The 16,156-nt window shown below is 67.6% G+C and carries 15 protein-coding genes; 6 read left to right on the top strand and 9 right to left on the bottom strand.

Annotation, left to right across the window (positions count from 1 at the left end):
* Window positions 1-7 precede the first annotated feature (7 nt).
* Together HNE04_RS26005 and HNE04_RS26000 are read left to right on the top strand one after the other, a co-directional pair.
* A complete protein-coding gene (locus HNE04_RS26005; protein ID WP_172226241.1) occupies window positions 8-1,276 on the top strand; it encodes a cytochrome P450 in 1,269 nt (422 codons plus the stop codon).
* Entirely contained in the window at window positions 1,273-2,058 is a 786-nt protein-coding gene (locus HNE04_RS26000; protein ID WP_172226238.1) for an SDR family NAD(P)-dependent oxidoreductase, read from the top strand. The genes HNE04_RS26005 and HNE04_RS26000 overlap by 4 nt, the downstream gene beginning before the upstream one ends.
* A gap of 37 nt (window positions 2,059-2,095) precedes the next feature.
* Here the strand turns inward: HNE04_RS26000 and HNE04_RS25995 are convergent, their stop codons facing one another.
* From HNE04_RS25995 to HNE04_RS25980, 4 genes are all read right to left on the bottom strand, one after another.
* A complete protein-coding gene (locus tag HNE04_RS25995) occupies window positions 2,096-3,226 on the bottom strand; it encodes an ABC transporter substrate-binding protein (protein WP_172226235.1) in 1,131 nt (376 codons plus the stop codon).
* A gap of 121 nt (window positions 3,227-3,347) precedes the next feature.
* On the bottom strand, window positions 3,348-4,556 hold the full coding sequence (locus HNE04_RS25990; protein WP_172226232.1) for a cytochrome P450: 1,209 nt from the start codon (window positions 4,554-4,556) through the stop codon (window positions 3,348-3,350).
* A 25-nt stretch (window positions 4,557-4,581) separates the two neighbouring features.
* Window positions 4,582-5,037, bottom strand: coding sequence for a nuclear transport factor 2 family protein (locus tag HNE04_RS25985; protein WP_172226229.1), 456 nt, complete (start codon window positions 5,035-5,037; stop codon window positions 4,582-4,584).
* Window positions 5,038-5,064: 27 nt separating this feature from the next.
* Window positions 5,065-6,336, bottom strand: coding sequence for a cytochrome P450 (locus HNE04_RS25980; protein ID WP_172226226.1), 1,272 nt, complete (start codon window positions 6,334-6,336; stop codon window positions 5,065-5,067).
* A gap of 150 nt (window positions 6,337-6,486) precedes the next feature.
* On the opposite strand from HNE04_RS25980, the gene HNE04_RS25975 reads away from it, so the two are divergent.
* The 4 genes from HNE04_RS25975 to HNE04_RS25960 are packed head-to-tail and all read left to right on the top strand — an operon-like array spanning window position 6,487 to window position 9,795.
* Window positions 6,487-7,380: a branched-chain amino acid ABC transporter permease gene (locus HNE04_RS25975; protein WP_172226223.1), complete on the top strand. Its 894-nt coding sequence runs from the start codon at window positions 6,487-6,489 to the stop codon at window positions 7,378-7,380.
* Entirely contained in the window at window positions 7,377-8,321 is a 945-nt protein-coding gene (locus tag HNE04_RS25970; protein WP_172226220.1) for a branched-chain amino acid ABC transporter permease, read from the top strand. Before HNE04_RS25975 ends, HNE04_RS25970 begins: the two co-directional genes overlap by 4 nt.
* On the top strand, window positions 8,318-9,076 hold the full coding sequence (locus tag HNE04_RS25965) for an ABC transporter ATP-binding protein (protein ID WP_172226217.1): 759 nt from the start codon (window positions 8,318-8,320) through the stop codon (window positions 9,074-9,076). Before HNE04_RS25970 ends, HNE04_RS25965 begins: the two co-directional genes overlap by 4 nt.
* Window positions 9,077-9,078: 2 nt before the next feature.
* On the top strand, window positions 9,079-9,795 hold the full coding sequence (locus HNE04_RS25960) for an ABC transporter ATP-binding protein (protein ID WP_328700417.1): 717 nt from the start codon (window positions 9,079-9,081) through the stop codon (window positions 9,793-9,795).
* Between the two features lie 23 nt (window positions 9,796-9,818).
* Here HNE04_RS25960 and HNE04_RS25955 read toward each other — a convergent pair whose 3' ends face one another.
* The 5 genes from HNE04_RS25955 to HNE04_RS25935 are packed head-to-tail and all read right to left on the bottom strand — an operon-like array spanning window position 9,819 to window position 16,146.
* Window positions 9,819-10,577: an SDR family NAD(P)-dependent oxidoreductase gene (locus tag HNE04_RS25955; RefSeq protein WP_172226211.1), complete on the bottom strand. Its 759-nt coding sequence runs from the start codon at window positions 10,575-10,577 to the stop codon at window positions 9,819-9,821.
* Window positions 10,577-12,163 (bottom strand): fatty acid--CoA ligase, encoded by a 1,587-nt coding sequence (locus tag HNE04_RS25950; RefSeq protein ID WP_172226208.1) that lies wholly within the window; start codon window positions 12,161-12,163, stop codon window positions 10,577-10,579. The genes HNE04_RS25955 and HNE04_RS25950 overlap by 1 nt, the downstream gene beginning before the upstream one ends.
* Window positions 12,160-13,149: an NAD(P)H-dependent flavin oxidoreductase gene (locus tag HNE04_RS25945; RefSeq protein WP_172226205.1), complete on the bottom strand. Its 990-nt coding sequence runs from the start codon at window positions 13,147-13,149 to the stop codon at window positions 12,160-12,162. Before HNE04_RS25945 ends, HNE04_RS25950 begins: the two co-directional genes overlap by 4 nt.
* Window positions 13,146-14,009 carry an enoyl-CoA hydratase-related protein gene (locus tag HNE04_RS25940; protein WP_172226202.1) on the bottom strand — a complete coding sequence of 288 codons (864 nt, stop codon included), beginning with the start codon at window positions 14,007-14,009 and terminating at the stop codon, window positions 13,146-13,148. The genes HNE04_RS25945 and HNE04_RS25940 overlap by 4 nt, the downstream gene beginning before the upstream one ends.
* Before the next feature lie 10 nt (window positions 14,010-14,019).
* The gene (locus HNE04_RS25935) at window positions 14,020-16,146 is read right to left on the bottom strand and encodes a 3-hydroxyacyl-CoA dehydrogenase NAD-binding domain-containing protein (RefSeq protein ID WP_172226199.1); all 2,127 of its coding nucleotides are present in this window, start codon (window positions 16,144-16,146) and stop codon (window positions 14,020-14,022) included.
* Between the last annotated feature and the right edge of the window lie 10 nt (window positions 16,147-16,156).

Genomic DNA, 16,156 nt, shown 5'->3' with positions numbered 1-16,156 from the left:
AATGGATATGAACACCATCACAGGCTGTCCCTTCCATGCGGCGGGCGCTGTCGACGCGGCCAGCACCGCCGCCGAGAGCTTCAAGCCCTACTACCGACCCGAGCTGCATGCCGCGCTGGAGCAGCAGCGCCGGCATGAACCGGTGTTCTGGTCCGAAGAGATCGGCTACTGGGTCCTCACCAGATACGAAGACGTGTACGCGGTGCTGCATGACGGCCAGCGTTTCTCGGCGCGCAACACCTCGCTGCCGGTCACGCCCATGCACCCGGATGCCCTGGCCATCCTGAAGGAGGGGGGCTATGCGCCAACCGGCGCCCATTCCAGTCTGGACGGCGACGTGCACAGGCGCATCCGCGGAGTGACGGGCCAAGTGCTGAATCTGCGCGACTTCATCAAGCTCGAGCCGCATATCCGCTCGCTTGTGGCCGAGGCCATGGATCGCATCGACGGCAAGGACGATGTCGACCTGCTGCGCGACGTGAACTACGAGCTGCCGGCCCGGGTGGTGTTCAAGCTGCTGGGTATCCCCGAAGCCGACATTCCCCATGTCAAGAAGTGGGCGGGTATGCGTAGCGTGATCGACTTCAGCCCGTCAACCTATGAGCAGCAGATCGTCGGCGCGAAGAACATGGTGGCGTATTGGCAATACTGCAGCGCCATGGTCCACGACCGCCTGAAGAATCCGCGCGACGACTTCACCAGCCGCATCCTGGCCATTCGTAACGGCGACGATTCGGTCATGAGCCTGGGCGAGGCCACCAACCACACCTTCGGCGTCGCCTTCGCCGGCCACGAGACCACAACCAACCAGCTCACCAACACCTTCCGTACGCTGCTGCAAAACCCGGACCAGTGGCAAGCGCTGTGCGCCGACCCGTCGCTGGCCGCGAACACGGTGGAAGAGGGCATGCGCTATGCGGGTGCGGTGATCGGCTGGCGGCGTACCGCGCTGGAAGACGTCGAATTCCGAGGCGTCAAGATCCCTGCCGGCGCAAGAATCATGCTGTCGTTCGCGTCCGCCAACCGCGACGAGGACGTGTTCGAGAACCCGCACCGTTTCGATATCCGCCGCAAGAACGCGCGCAAGCAGCTTACTTTCGGCAATGGCGTGCACTTCTGCCTGGGCGCGCCGCTGGCGCGGCTGGAGATGAAGATCGTGTTCGAGGAATTCGCCAAGCGCTTCCCCAAGATGAAGCTCGCCCAACCTGACGAGGCCAGGCACATGCACACCTTCGTGTTCCGCGCACCCAGCGCACTGCCGGTGGTGCTGCAATGAGCGCGGCGGAGTTCGAGGGTAAAGTCGCCGTCGTCACCGGCGGGGCGAGCGGGGTCGGGCTGGCCCTGGTGCGCCAGCTGCTGGCGGCGGGCGCGAAGGTCGCTATCGTGGACCGCGATGCGCTGTCGCTGGACCGGGGGATGAGCGGGTTGGACCCCGCCCGCGCCTTTGCAGTCCAGGCGGACGTGGCGAATGAGGCGGATGTCCAGCGCTACACGAATGCCGTGGTGCAGCGCTTCGGCCGCGTCGACCTGTTCCACAACAACGCCGCCATCGTCGGGCCGCAGGGCCCGCTGCTGGATTTCAGCATGGCGGACTTCGAGCGAATCTTCGCCATCAATGTTCGTGGTGTCCTGCTGGGAATGCAGGCCGTGGGCAAAGTGATGCGCGCGCAGGGCGGCGGCGTCATGGTCAACACCTCGTCGGTCTCCGGCCAGCGCAGCAGCCGCGCCGATGCCGGCCTGGGTGTCTACGGCGCTTCCAAGGCGGCCGTGATCCGCATGACGCAGCAGGCCGCGCTGGAGTTCGCGCCGCATGGCATCCGCATCAACGTGATTTGCCCCGGTCCGATTGACACGCCCTTATTGCGCAGTACTTTCCGCATTGATGGCCGCAGCGAGGAGGAAGTCGAGCTCGCGCTGAAGCAGCACTTCGCCAACCAGCCCCTGGGCCGTGCCGCCACTGCCGACGAAGTGGCCAACCTGGTGCTCTGGCTGCTGGGGCCGCAGGCCAGCTTCATCACGGGTGGTGTGTACAACGTCGACGGCGGAATGACGGCCTAGGCATGGATCCCGGGTCAAGCCCGGGATGACTGCCTCGTCACTGCACCGTGACGAAGTTCCCGTCCTTCACCTGCAGCAGCACGCCGCCATAGCTCGGGTTGCGCTTCTCGTCCAAGCTCCACGTGCCGTTGCCCAGCACCATCGGCACCTTGTTGAGCTTGGCCATCGCATCGCGAATCTTGGTGCGGTCGGGGTTGGGACCGGCGTTGCGCACGGCTTGGACGGCGACGGTGCCCAGCGCATAGCCCATCGCGGCCCAGTTGTCCGGCGCGGCCTTGTACTTGGCCTTGTAGGCGTTGATGAAGGCGGTGTTCAGTGGCGAGGTGGCGTTGGGCGAGTAGTCGGACACGATGTAGGTGGCTTCCACCGCCTTGCCGCCGGCCTTGATGAAGCCCAGGGAGCCGAAGGTCGACGGGCCGATGAACTTCACCTTGGGGTCCAGCCCGGCCTGGCGGATCTGGATGATCAGGTTGGCCGCCACTTCCGCCGGCGCCGCGATGAAGACGGCGTCGGTCTGCGAGGTCGCGATCTTGGTGGCCAGCGCCAGGAAGTTGCTGTCAGAAGCGACGAACTTCTCGTCGGCCACGATGGTGACGCCCGCGGCCCTCAGGTAGCTGACCAGCGCGTCCTTCTGGCCGACGTAGCCGTCGTTGCTCTGGTCGATGGCCGTGATGACGCGCTTGATGCCCAGCTTCTCCACGGCCAGCTTGCCCAGGAAGTTCATGATGTCCACGGGCGTGGCCTGGATCTTGAACGCCCAGGGCCCCGTGGCCGGGATACCCGGCGAGCTGCCGATCGCGAGCATGGGCACCTGCAGCTCGTTGGCCACGGGCGCTCCAGCCAGGGCTTCTCCGCTTGTCGTGGGGCCAAGGATCAGCATCGCGTTGTCGCGCTTGGCGAACTGGTTGACCAGGCTGATGGTCTGGCCCTTCTCGCCGGCGGTATCGCCCTCAGTGACTTTGAACTTCGCGCCGCCGGGCAGGCCGGCAGCGTTGGCTTCCTCCAGCGCCAGCTTCATGCCGTTCTGGATCGGCACACCGCCGAAAGCGTAGTTGCCCGTCATGGCATTCATGACGCCGACGGGGATTTCCTTGACCTGGCCGAAAGCCAGGCCGCTGAAGGCGAGGAGAGCGGCGGCCGCCAGGGCGGTTCTGCGATGAACGATCATGAGATGTCTCCGGTGAATGAACTTCGGGCGGCACTCTGGCCAGCCTGTGTGAAATCAGTATCCCCAGTGCCCCGCCGGGCGTCAGTCCCCATGCGAGGGGACATTCCCGCCGCGCGGACCCCTAGGTTCGCAGCTGCAACGGCAGGCTATCCAGGGTGCGCAGTGTATTTACCGGCCGCCATTCCGCCTTGCCATCCGGCTCGATCGCGCGAACACGCCGGATGATCGCGCCCAGGATGCTTTCTGCTTCGAGCCGCGCGATCATCTGTCCGATGCAGACATGGGCGCCAAAACCGAATGAACGGTGCACACCCGTGGTCTGGCGGGTCACGTCGAAGCGGTCAGGGTCGGGCCACTGGCGCGGATCGCGGTTGGCGGCGCCCATGTGGTAGCCCACCTTGGTGTCGGCGCGCAGCTTCACGCCGCCCAGTACAGTATCGGCCGTCGTGACCCGGAACATCACTTGCGCCGGCGATTCCATGCGCAGTGCCTCCTCGAAAGCGCCCTTGATCCGGGCCGGATCGGCCTTGACCAGCGCGAACTGGCCCGGGTTCTCCGACAGCAGCTTCAATGTCGATCCGATGCCGGCCATCGTGGTGTCCACGCCGGCGCGGAAAAAGGTGCGCACATGCGGCGCCGCCGTGCCGGGGTCGAACTCGCCCGCATCCTCCGCCAGGTAGATCTTCTCGCCGAAGCCACCGGGCAGCATGTACTCGCGCTGCAGCACCTGCGCGTACCACTCCATGATCGGCGCCGTCCGCTCCGTGGCGCGTTTCAGCCGCTCGTTGTTCGGCCCGAGCTGGTTGAAGTTGAGCTCGCCGGTCTGCTTGATGCGCTCGGGCGGCACGTCGACACCCAGAACTTCGGGGAAGGCCTGCAGCACGAACGCTTCCGAAATGTCGGCCACGCCATCGACACGGCCCTTTGCCACCGCGCGCTCGGCCACTTCTTCGGCGCGCTGGGCGAACTTGTCGCGCCAGGTCTTGACCACCAGCGGCGACAGGATTTTCTGCAGGGCGGCGCGCACCCGGGTGTGGTCCGGCGGGTCGATCTCGGTGATCGGGCTGCGCGGCCGCCAGGCGCCGGGCTTGCGGATGTCGCTCAGGCCGACGCCTCCGGTCGTGCTGAAGCGCGCGTAGTCACTGGCAACGATACCGGCCTCCTCGTGCCGGCCCACCGCGTAATAGCTATGGGGCTGGATGAAGACGGCGGGCGCCATTTCGCGCAGGCGCACGAAGAAAGGGTAGGGATTGGCGATGTTCTCGTCTGAAAACGGGTCTTCGTCGAGCACCGGCGCATCGGGCGCGGCTTGGGCTAGCGTGGCGGTCATGGCTTCTCCTGTTGTTGGGGGCGATTCATTTGCCGTCGGGCAGCACATAGACAGAGGCGTCGCAGATGCGCCAGCCGTCGGCGGTGCGGCGAAACCGCAGGTCATAGTGGCCGAACATGGCGAACTTGCCGGGGCCTTCGCGCCAGTCGGTGATCAGAGCGCGAGCGTGGCCCACCGCGTCGTCGGCGTTCTCGCCCGGTTCGACGTAGAAATCGGTGAACTGGTGGTGCATGCGCTGGCGGAACTTCTTCTGCATCACATCCACCATCAGCTTGCCCAGCACCTCGCGGCCGCGCATGGTCTCGCGCGGCAGGCCCGAACCGCCCATCGAGGCGGGCGGCGAGTTCTCGCGGGTCCAGGTGGCATCGGGCGTGAACAGCTCGACGAACAGCGGGTCGCCGGCATCGGCCAGGTGGCCGTAGCGCGCAAAGAGGGAGCGGATCTCCAGTTCGTCGTCGACCGGCAGTCTCGGGAATCGCATGGTTTTGTCTCGATGAAAAAAATGGGCCTACCAGGTCACCATCAGCCGGCGCAGCGCGCGGAACGAGGTGTTGGGCGTGTAGGGGAATTCCTGGCCGGGCACAAGTGCGAGGCCGGGCAATCGCGCGGCCACGGCTTGCAGCATCACTTCGAGCTCGAGCCGCGCGAGCGGCGCGCCGAGGCAGAAATGGGTGCCCGCGCCGAATGACACCTGCTGTAGCGCATTGCGACGGCCGGGCGTGAATGTGTCCGGCGAGGGGAACTGATCCGGGTCGTGGTTGGCCGAGGCAAATGCGAGCAGCAAGCGGGCGCCGGCGGGGATCGAAACACCGTCGAGCACCACCGCCTCCTTGGCCTGGCGGCGCCAGGCCTGCACCGGTGGGTCGATCCGCAGCGCCTCCTCCACCACTTGGGCGAGCGGCTGCTCGCCACGGCAGACCTTGTTCCACAGGTTGCGGTCGGGCAACAGCACCTTGAACATGTTGATCGCGGCGCTGGACGTGGTCTCGTGGCCGGCGAACAGCAGGTTGAAGGCGACAGCCGCGATCTCATGCAGCGTGGCCTGGGCATCATCACCGGCGCGCAGCCGGATGAGATCGCTCAGATAATCGTCGGTTGGGTTCTCGAATTTCTGTTGAACCAGCGCTTGGGCATAGCGGTAGTACTCGACGGCGCCGGTGGACAGGGCGACCTGCTCGGCCTCGGTCGGGCGGCCCCAGGTCATGACCACGCGGCTGGAGGCCCAGTTCTTGACCTGCTGCACGTCTTGCGCCGGCACGCCCAGCAGCTTGAACAGCACCAACGCGGGCACGTCCCAGGTGAGGCCGGTCACGAGGTCGGTCGGCTTTGCGCCGGCGGCCAGCCGCCCCACATAGCCGTCGACCGTTTCCTGGATGAAAGGCCTCAAGGCCTGGATGCGCTCGCGCTGCAGCGGCGCGCCGAAGAAGGCGCGGTAGTGGGTGTGCGAGGGCGGATCGTTGTTGACCAGCAGTGGCGGAACGTTGAAGCCGGAGTCGGCGATGATGGCGCGGGCGTGCGGGCACAGCGGCGTCAGCGGGTCCGAGGCAATCTGGGCCGAGTAGCGCTGCACGTCGCGCAGCACGGCCTTGACCGTCTCGAACCGTGTGACCACCCAGGAACCGATGCGCGGCGAGAAGAACACCGGCTCGCTCTCGCGCAGCTCCGCCAGGATGGGATAGGGATCGACCACGTAGGTCGGATCGAACGGGTCGAAGCTGTCACTGGCCGGCGTAAGGGGTCCCTGCGCCTGGGATGAAGCTTCGGTGGAAAGCGGCCGCAATTGGAACTCCTTGGCCCAGGGGCCGGTACGGGTGCGTCCAGACTAGCCAGGGGCGGCCCGGCGGTCAGTCCCCCTCCCGGGGACGCGGGGGGAAACCCGTCCCACCCCAAGGGGACATACCGGGAGCCGCTGCCCTCCTATCCTGCCCCCATGCTGATGCAACAGATACTCAACGGAATTGTCGTGGGCAGCGTCTATGGCCTGTTCGCGCTCGGCTTCACCCTGCTGTTCGGCGTGAACCATGTCATGAATATGGCGCACGGCTCCGTGTTCATGTGGGGCGCGTTCGCCGGGTTGTACGCCGTCACCGCGCTGGAGGTGCCGATCGCCGTGGCCCTGCTGATCGGCATGCTGGCCGGCGGGCTGATCTCGGTGGCACTGGACATCTTCGCCTTCCGCCCTTTGCGGCGGCGCGGCGCGCCCGAGTTCTCGGCCATCGTGTCGTCCATTGGCGCTGACCTGATCCTGCTGGCGTTGGCGCAGAAGATTTCCAACACCGCCGTGATGCGCTTCCCCTTCGATGCATTCCCGGTGATCGTCTTCACCGTCTTCGGCCTGCGCATTCAGCTGCTGCAACTGGTAATCATCGCGCTGGTGGTGCTGATGGTGTTCGGGTTGGTGTTCTACCTGTACCGCACCAGCTTCGGCCAGCGCATCCGCGCCGTTGCCCATTCGGAGCAGACTTCGCGTCTGCTGGGCATCAACCCCGGCCCGGTCAACATGCAGGTGTTCTTCATCTCGGGCGCGCTGGCCGGCATGGCGGGCGTGCTGATCGGCCTGGTCTTCAACTCCGTCCACTTTGCCATGGGCGAGCCGCTGCTGCTACGCGCCTTCGTCATCATCATCCTCGGCGGGTTGGGCAGTATCCCCGGCGCGCTGATCGCCGGGCTGGCGATCGGCATCGTGCAGACGCTGAGCGTCGCCTACATTTCTTCCGGCGTCTCCGAGGCGATCGTTTTCCTGGCCCTCTTCGTCGTCATCGTGGTGCGCCCCACCGGGCTCTTCGGCCAGCCCACGGCGGCCATGCGGGTGCAGCGCGCATGATGAATTTTTTCTTCACTTACCAGTCGCTGTTCGACCACATCCTGGTCAATGCGCTGCTGGCCATGAGCCAGTACGTGGTGCTGCGCGCCGGCGTCTTTTCGCTGGGCAGCGCCGGCTTCGCCGCGCTCGGCGCCTACTGCACCGCTATCCTGATCACGGCGGCCGGCTGGCCGCCGGCTGCCGCTATCGCCGCCGGCACGGCGCTGGGCACCGCCGCGAGTGCGCTGCTGGCATTGCCGCTTGCGCGGCTGCGCGGCGTGTTCCAGGCCGTGGCGACGCTGGCCTTCGTGCAGATCGTGCTGTCGGCTACCCAAAACTGGGAGAGCCTGACCCACGGCGCACTCGGCATCAATGGCATTCCGCACGTCGCCAACACGCCCACGCTGCTTGCGGTGGTGGCGCTGGTCGTGGTGCTGCTCGTGAGCATGGGCCGCTTCAGCCTGGGCCGTGCGCTCGACGTCATCCGTGAGGACGAAACGGTGGCCGTCTCGCTCGGCATCTCGGTGCCGCACTACCAGCGTTTCGCCTTCATCCTTTCCGGCGCGCTGGCGGGGCTGTCGGGCGGCCTGCACGCGACCAGCAGCTACGCCATCACTCCCAGCGACTATGGCTTCGGCCTGCTGGTGGCGGCACTGGCCATGGTGGTGCTGGGCGGCCGCACCACCGTCTGGGGTGCCCTGGTGGGTGCCGTCGTGCTGGTCTCGCTGCCCGAACTGTTCCGCGTCTTCGCCGACTACCGCAACGTCGTGCAGGGCATCCTGCTGATGGTGGTCATCGTCTACCTGCCGCGTGGTGTGGCCGACACGTTGATCGCCACGATGCGCGACCGCCGATTGCGGCGCGCCGCGGCCCGTGCGCCGGTGCAGTCCGCTGCGCCGCCCGATCCGGGACCCGCGCCGCACCCCGGCCTGGCCCCCACGCGAGCGGGAGTGCGGCCATGAGTGCAACCCTGGTATTGGAAAACGTGGCACGCCATTTCGGTGGCGTGCCGGCCGTCGATGGCCTGAGCCTGTCCGTGCCGGCCGGACAGATCACCGGCCTGATCGGCCCCAACGGCGCGGGCAAGACCACGGTGGTCAATCTCATCACCGGCTTGCTGCACCTGACCTCGGGCCGCGTGCTGCTGGACGGCAAGGACGTGTCGCGCTGCGAGGCGCCCGAACTGGCGCGCGCCGGCGTGGCCCGCACCTTCCAGAACATTCGATTGGTCCCCGATGCGAGCGTGCTGGACAACGTGCTGGCGGGTTTCCATCGCCATGAAAAGACCGGCCTGTGGGCCAACCTGCTGGGCCTGCCGTCGGCGCGGGCCGAAACCAGGCGCCTGAAGGACGAAGCGATGACGCTGCTGGAGCGCTTCGGCATGACGGCCCTGGCGCAGTACCGCGCCGGCGGCCTGTCGTATGGCCACCAGCGGCGCATCGAGATGATGCGCGCGCTGGCGATGCGGCCGCGCCTGCTGCTGCTGGACGAGCCGGTGGCCGGCATGAACGACGCCGAGGCCGAGAGCCTGGCCGGGATTTTTCGCAGCGTGGCGGCCGATGGCGTGGCGGTGCTGCTGATCGAGCACAACATGCGCTTCGTGATGTCGCTATGCTCCCGCCTCTATGTGGTGGCTGCCGGCCGCCTGATTGCCGAGGGCGAGCCCGAAGCCGTGGGCCGCGATCCCGTCGTGGTCGAAGCCTACCTGGGAGCCTGACTGTGCTGGAACTACGCAATGTCGACGTCCACTACCGCGGCATACAGGCGCTTCGCGGCGTCAGCCTGACGGTAAAGCAGGGCGAGATTTTCGCGCTGATCGGCCCCAACGGCGCGGGGAAGTCGAGCCTGGTCAACGCGCTGTCGGGCATCGTGCCATACGGCGGCGAAATCCTTTTCGAAGGCCAGCCGCTAGGCAAGTTGCCCGCCCACAAGCGCGCGCGGGCCGGCATCATCCAGGTGCCCGAGGGCCGACGCGTGATCGCGCCGCTGTCAGTGGCGGAGAACCTCGAGCTGGGCCGCCAGGCTGCCGGCGTGCGGGGCAGCGACGCGGGGGACCTGGAGCGCGTCCACACGCTCTTCCCCGTGTTGGCGGATCGCCGCAACCAGACGTCCGGATCCCTGTCCGGCGGCCAGCAACAAATGTTGGCGATCGGCCGGGCGCTGATGGGCCGCCCCAAGGTGCTGTTGCTGGACGAACCCAGCCTGGGCCTGGCGCCGGTGATCGTGAAGGAAGTGTTCAAGGCGCTGCAGCGCCTGAACCGCGAGGGTATGACGCTCCTGCTGGTCGAACAGAACGCGAAGCTGGCGCTGCAGACAGCCCATCGAGCGGCGGTGCTGGAGCAGGGCCGTGTCGTGCACGAAGGCGATGCGGGTGACCTGGCCAGCGACCCGGTGATTGCCGACCACTACTTCGGGCGCGCCGGCGCCATTGCCTGAAACTGCCGGTCTGACGCGGCGGTTCAGCTGTCCGCGTGGTAGACCGCGCTGCTGGCGCCGCCATCCACCGCCAGGACCTGCCCCGTGATGAAGCTGGCTTGCGGGCTGCACAAAAACAGCGCCGCCTGCGCCACCTCATCCGGCTGCCCCGCGCGACCCAGCGGCGTGGGGCCCACCGTGCGCGCATGAAAGCGCGGATCGGCCAGCGCAGCTTCGGTCAGCGGTGTGGCGATCACCCCTGGTGCGATGGCGTTCACACGGATGCCGTCGGCTGCGTAGTCAGTGGCGGCGTTGCGCGTCATGCCGACCATGCCGGCCTTGGCGGCCGAATACGCGCCATGGCCGGGGTAGCCGCGCAGGCCCAGCGTGGACGTGATGTTGAGGATGCAGCCGCCTGTTTGGGACAGTGCGGCATGCGCGTCGCGGCACAGGCGAAAGGCGCTAGTGAGATTCAGTGTCAGCCAGCGGTCCCATTCGGCGTCGCTGGTTTGCGCCAGTGGTGTGGGCGGGCCTTTGCCGGCGTTGTTGACCACGATGTCCAGCCGGCCGAACGCGGCCAGGGCGGCATCCACCATGGCGCGGGCGGCACCGTCGGCGGTGACGTCTTGCACCAGTGTCTGCAGGGCAGGGCACGTGGGCAGCGCGCCCGGCAGTGGGGTCGCACGGTCCACCGCCAGCACCTGCGCGCCCTCTTGCACAAACAGCAACGAAATGGCGCGGCCAATGCCCGACCCCGCGCCGGTAACGATGGCCGACTGGCCTGCAAGCCGACCCGCAGCCATCAGTGCACCCGGCGGGCCTGACCGGCCCAGAACGGCTCGCGCAGCACACGCTTGAGCAGCTTGCCCGAGGGGTTTCGCGGCAGCGCTGGCGCGAAGTCGACGCTCTTGGGACATTTGTAGGCGGCGATCTTGCCGCGCGTGAAGGCGATCACTTCTGCTTCGGTCAGCTGCTGGCCGGGGCGCACCACCACCACCGCCTTGACGGCCTCGCCCCACTTCGCATCGGGCACGCCGATCACCGCCGATTCGGCTATGGCGGGATGGTCGCCTAGCGCACGCTCGACTTCGGCGGGGTAGATGTTTTCGCCGCCCGAGATGATCATGTCCTTCATGCGGTCTTGGATGAACAGGTAGCCGTCGATGTCGAAGTAACCCACGTCGCCCGTGTGGTACCAGCCATCGCGCAACGCGTCGGCGGTGGCTTCCGGACGGTTCCAGTAGCCCTTCATGATGGCCGGGCAGCGGATCAGGATTTCACCGGACTGGCCGGGCAGTGCCTCCCGCCCTTCGAGCGTGACGATGCGGACGTCGATGCCCGGCAGCACACGTCCGCACGATGACAGCCGTTCGGGCAGCGCGGGATTGTGGTCGGCCGGCTGCAGCGCGGTGCCGAGCGTGGTTGATTCGGTCATGCCGAACATCTGCAGGAAGACGGGGCCCATCACTTCGACAGCCCGCCGCAGCAAGGCGGGGGGGATCGGCGCGCCGCCGTAGGTCACTGTGTCCAGGTTCGAGAAGTCGGCCCCGGCGCAGCCGGGATGGTCCAGCAGGAACTGCATTACGGCTGGTACGAGGCCCAGCTTGGTCACTCGATGCTTCGCGAGTGCGTCCAGGATGAGCTGCGGCTGTGCCTCTCGCAGGATCACGAGGGTCCCGCCGACGTATGGCGTGTTCATGCCGTAGCTGACGCCGCCCGCGTGAAACAGCGGCAGCGGCACGACGCACACGTCGTTTTCGTTCCAGCGGCCCAGGTGGCCCGCCGCCGCATAGGAGAGCGCGGTGAGCTTATTGCGGTGGGTGAGCTCTGCACCTTTGGGCAGGCCGGTGGTGCCCGACGTGTAGAGTTGCAACGCCACCTCGTCCATGTCGGCGGGCAGATTCGGGTCGACGGCGCTGCTGCGGTCGCGCCAGGCGACAAAGTGCTCGCAGCCGTCCTGCGGCATGTCCATGGCGAGCACCGTCTGAAGGCCGGGCACCGCCTTGCGCAGGCCTTCGACGAGCGGCATGTAGTCCGCGCCGACGAACAGCACACGAGCTTCCGCGTCTTTCAGGATGAAGGCGATCTCCTCGGCGGCCAGCCGCCAGTTCACCGGCACCAGCACCATGCGCGCCTTCGCCGCGCCGAGATAGACGTCGAAGAAGCGGTCGCAGTTCTTGCCCAGGTAGGCCACCCGGCTCTGGGTCGGCAGGTTCATGGCCAGCAGTGCGTTCGCGACCTGGTTGGTCTGGCGGTCGAATGCCGCCCACGTGGTGGTGCGGTCCTCGAAAACGAGCGCGGGGTGGTCCGGCCGGCGTGCCGCGTGCACGCGGCAGAGATCGCCGAGGGTGCGGAAGCGCGAGTCGATGGTGGGAATGCTTGCGGTCATGCGGTCGATTTCAGCAGAGTTGAAGTGCGGGTGTCGTGTGCCAGCGCTTGCGCGGCCTGAGCGTACTCGCGTGCGAGCCGATCGACAAGGGCTTGGGTGTCCAGCACCTCCCGCACCGCGGCGATGCCCTGGCCCGCGCCCCAGATGTCGCGCCACGCTTTCGTGCCGTTCAGGACGCCGGGTTCGCGGGCGATGCCGTCCAGCTGGTCGGGGTCGAGTCCCTGCGCACGCACCGAGGGTCGCAGATAGTTGGCATGCACCCCCGAGAACAGGTCGGTGTAGACGATGTCGTCGGACGTTCCGTCCAGGATCATCTGGCGGTACTCGGGCGAGGCTTGCGCCTCGTGGGTGGCGATGAAGGCGGAACCGATGTAGGCGAAGTCCGCGCCGATGGCACGGCACGCCAGCATGCTGCGGCCCGTGGCGATGGCGCCGCTCAGCGCCAGCGGCCCGTCGAACCAGGCGCGGATTTCCTGCACCAGCGCGAAGGGGCTGCGGGTACCGGCGTGGCCGCCCGCGCCGGCCGCCACGGCGATCAGCCCGTCGGCGCCCTTGTCGATGGCCTTGCGCGCGAAGCCGTTGTTGATGACGTCGTGCAGCACGATCCCGCCCCAGGCGTGGACCGCATCGTTGATCTCCGGGCGTGCGCCCATGGATGTGATGACGATCGGCACGCGATGCTTCTCCAGCATGGCGAGGTCGTCGTCGAGCCGTGAGTTGCTGCGGTGCGCGATGAGGTTCACCGCCAGCGGGCCGGCAGGAGCGACGGGATGGTCATCGGCAGCGAGGGCGTCGCCAATCTGCGCCAGCCACTCGTCCAGCTGCGACGTGCTTCGCGCGTTCAGTGCCGGAATGGAACCCACGATGCCGGCGCGGCACTGCGCTATCACGAGCCGGGGCGAACTCACGATGAAGAGGGGCGCGGCGATCGCGGGCAGGTGCAGCCGGCGCAGAACCGATGGCAGGGGCGGACGTGGCTGTGTCATAGGTTCTCGGTCGTGGTTGCGGCGTCGTCCGGCCAGCCGGAGGGCAGGTTGCGCGACAAGGTGTCGGGAAACACGGCTGCGCGCTTGGCGAGGAAACTCGCGACGCCTTCCTGGACGTCGGCGCTGCGCGCGCGCGACACGAGCAGCGAGCTTTCGATGCGATGCGCTTCCTCGGGGCAGGTTGCTGCACCCATGCGCCACAGCAGTTGCCGCGTGAGCGCCACCGAGACAGGCGCCGTGGCGTCCGCGATCGCCCGGGCATGGGCCATCGCCTCGGGCAACACATCGGCCGGCGCATGCAGCGAGCGGACGAGCCCCGCGGCGAGTGCCTCCTGCGCATTGAACGTGCGACCCGTCAGGCACCAGTCCAGCGCGCGGTCCATGCCGACGACGCGCGGCAGGAACCAGCTGGAGGCACTCTCGGGCACGATGCCGCGTCGCGTGAAAGGCAGGCTGAAGCGCGCACCGTCGGCCGCGAAGCGCGCGTCCATGGCGAGCGTCATGGTGACGCCCACCCCGGCGGCCGAGCCGTTGATGGCAGCGAGTACCGGCTTGCGGCAGCGATGGATGCGCAGGGTGAGCACGCCGCCTGCGTCGGGCTCGGGCTGGTCCGTCGACACCCGCTCCGTCGTGGAAGCGAACGGGCTGTCGCTGCCGGACAGGTCGGCGCCCGCGCAGAACGCACGCCCGGCGCCGGTGACGACGATGACGCGCACGCCGTCGTCGTTGTTGGCCCGGTCGATCAGCGCCACGAGTGCGTGGATCATGGCCAGCGTCATCGCATTGAGCTGGTCCGGGCGGTTGAGGGTGACCGTGGCCACCCGGTCATCCACCTCGTACAGCAGCGTGCCGTCGCTCATGTCGCGCGCGTCACGCTTCGCGGTAATGGCCGCCCGTGGCCGCGAGTTCCCGCAGCGCGGGGGGCACCGCGAAACGCTCGCCATGGCGCCGGGCGAGTTCGTCGCATCGCTGGACAAAGCGCGCCGGACCCACGGTGTCGATGTAGCCGAGCACGCCGCCCAGCACGGACGGGAAACCCCAGCCGAGGAGCGAGCCCACATCGGCATCGCGCTCGGTGACGATGCCTTCGGCCACGCAGCGCGCCGCCTCGAGCGACTGCGCCATCATCAGCCGGTCGCGCACTTCATCCACCGTGGGTTGCTCTTTCGCTAGCGGGAAGTGTTCCGCCAGGCCGGGCCACAGGCGCTTCTGCCCGTCGGCCGGGTACTCGTAGAAGCCCTGGCCGGCCTTGCGGCCGATGCGCCCCAGCTTCTCGACCATCGTGTCCATCACCGCGTCCTGAGGCTGGGGCCGGTACGCCGCGCCCTGGTCGATGCGCGCCTGCTTCAGCGCCTTGTGCAGCAGTTCGACCGAGAACTCGTCGATAAGCGCCAGCGGCGGCATTGGCATGCCGGCCATGCGTCCCGCGTTCTCGATCAGCGCGGGTTTGACGCCTTCGCCAAGCAGCGTCATTGCCTCGTAGGGAAACATGCCGAACGCGCGGTTGGCGTAGAAGGCCGGGCAGTCGTTCACCACGATCGGCGTCTTGCGGATGCGCTTGGCGAAGTCGAGCGCCTGCGCGATGGTCGCCTCGCTCGTCTTCGTGCCGCGGATCACTTCCACCAGCGGCATCTTTTCCACCGGCGAGAAGAAGTGCAGGCCGACGAACTGCGCCGGCCGCTGCGACACCTCGGCGAGCCCGGTGATGGGCAGCGTGGATGTGTTGGACGCGAAGATCGCGTCCGGGGCCATCGCAGCTTCGGCGCGGCGAGTGACTTCCGCCTTCACCGCTCGGTCTTCGAATACCGCCTCGATCACGATTTCGCAGCCGGCGAGATCGGCGTAGTCGGTGGATGCCTTCACGCGTGCCAGCGTGGCGTCGCGCTTGTCCTGCGCCATGCGGCCCTTCGCCACCTGCGCATCCATGATCTTCGCGCCATAGGCCTTGCCTTTTTCGGCCGCGTCGAGCGTCGTGTCGAGCAACACCACCTCCAGCCCGGCGACCGCGCTCACGTGCGCAAGCCCAGCGCCCATCATGCCGGCGCCGAGGACCGCCACCTTGGTGTACTTGCGCACCGGCACGTCCTTCGCGCGGTCCGCCAGCCGGTTCGCTTCGCCCATGTCGTAGAAGAGCGTGCGGATCATGTTCTTGGTGGACTGCGACGTGGCGAGCCGGGCAAACTGCCGCTGCTCGATGCGCAGGCCCGTGTCCAGGTCCACCTGGCAGCCGTCGTACACGCAGGCCAGGATCGCCTCGGGCGCCGGAATCAGGCCCTGTGTCTTGGCCAGCAGCGCACCGCCCGCAGCGAAGAAAATCTGGGTGGGTCCGGGGGTCTGGGGGCCGCCACCGGGGAACTTGAAGTTCTTGCCGTCCCAGGGCTTTTGCACCGCCTTGACGCCGTCCGCCAGCAGCCAGGTGCGGGCGCGTTCCAGCAACTGCGCGGCGGGTACGACCTCGTCGACGATGCCAGCCTCGAGCGCCTTGGCCGGATCCGCCTTGCGGCCTTCCAGCAGGTAGGGCAGGGCATTCTTGATGCCGATCATGCGCGGCAGGCGCTGCGTGCCGCCCGCGGCCGGAAGCAGGCCGAGCGTCACTTCCGGAAGGCCGAGCTGGATCCCCGGATCGTCGGCGACGATGCGTCGATGGCAGGCCAGGCAGATCTCCAGCCCGCCGCCGAGCGCGCTGCCGTTGATCGCCGCGACGAAGGGTTTGCCGGACGTCTCCAGCAGGCGCAGCGTCTTGCTGAAGGGGCCGCCCGCCGCAAACGATTCTTCCGCCGTGCGGATGTTGCGAATGAGGTCGAGGTCGCCACCGGCGACGAACTCGGGCCGCGAGGAGGTGACGATCACGCCCTTGGCCGCCGGGTCGGCGATGGCTTTCTTCACCGCGGCGTCGAAGGCCGCGATGGAGGCGTGGTTCAGGACGTTCATGGGCCGGTCGGCCACGTCGATGGTGAGCGTCACGATGCCGTCGGCGTCGATGTGGTAGTCGATCATTGCGATTCCT

The organism is Caenimonas soli, assembly GCF_013155545.1.
Taxonomy (GTDB): domain Bacteria; phylum Pseudomonadota; class Gammaproteobacteria; order Burkholderiales; family Burkholderiaceae_C; genus Ramlibacter; species Ramlibacter soli.
Note: the sequence above shows the minus strand (reverse complement) of the source record. Positions and strands in the feature narration are given on the sequence as shown.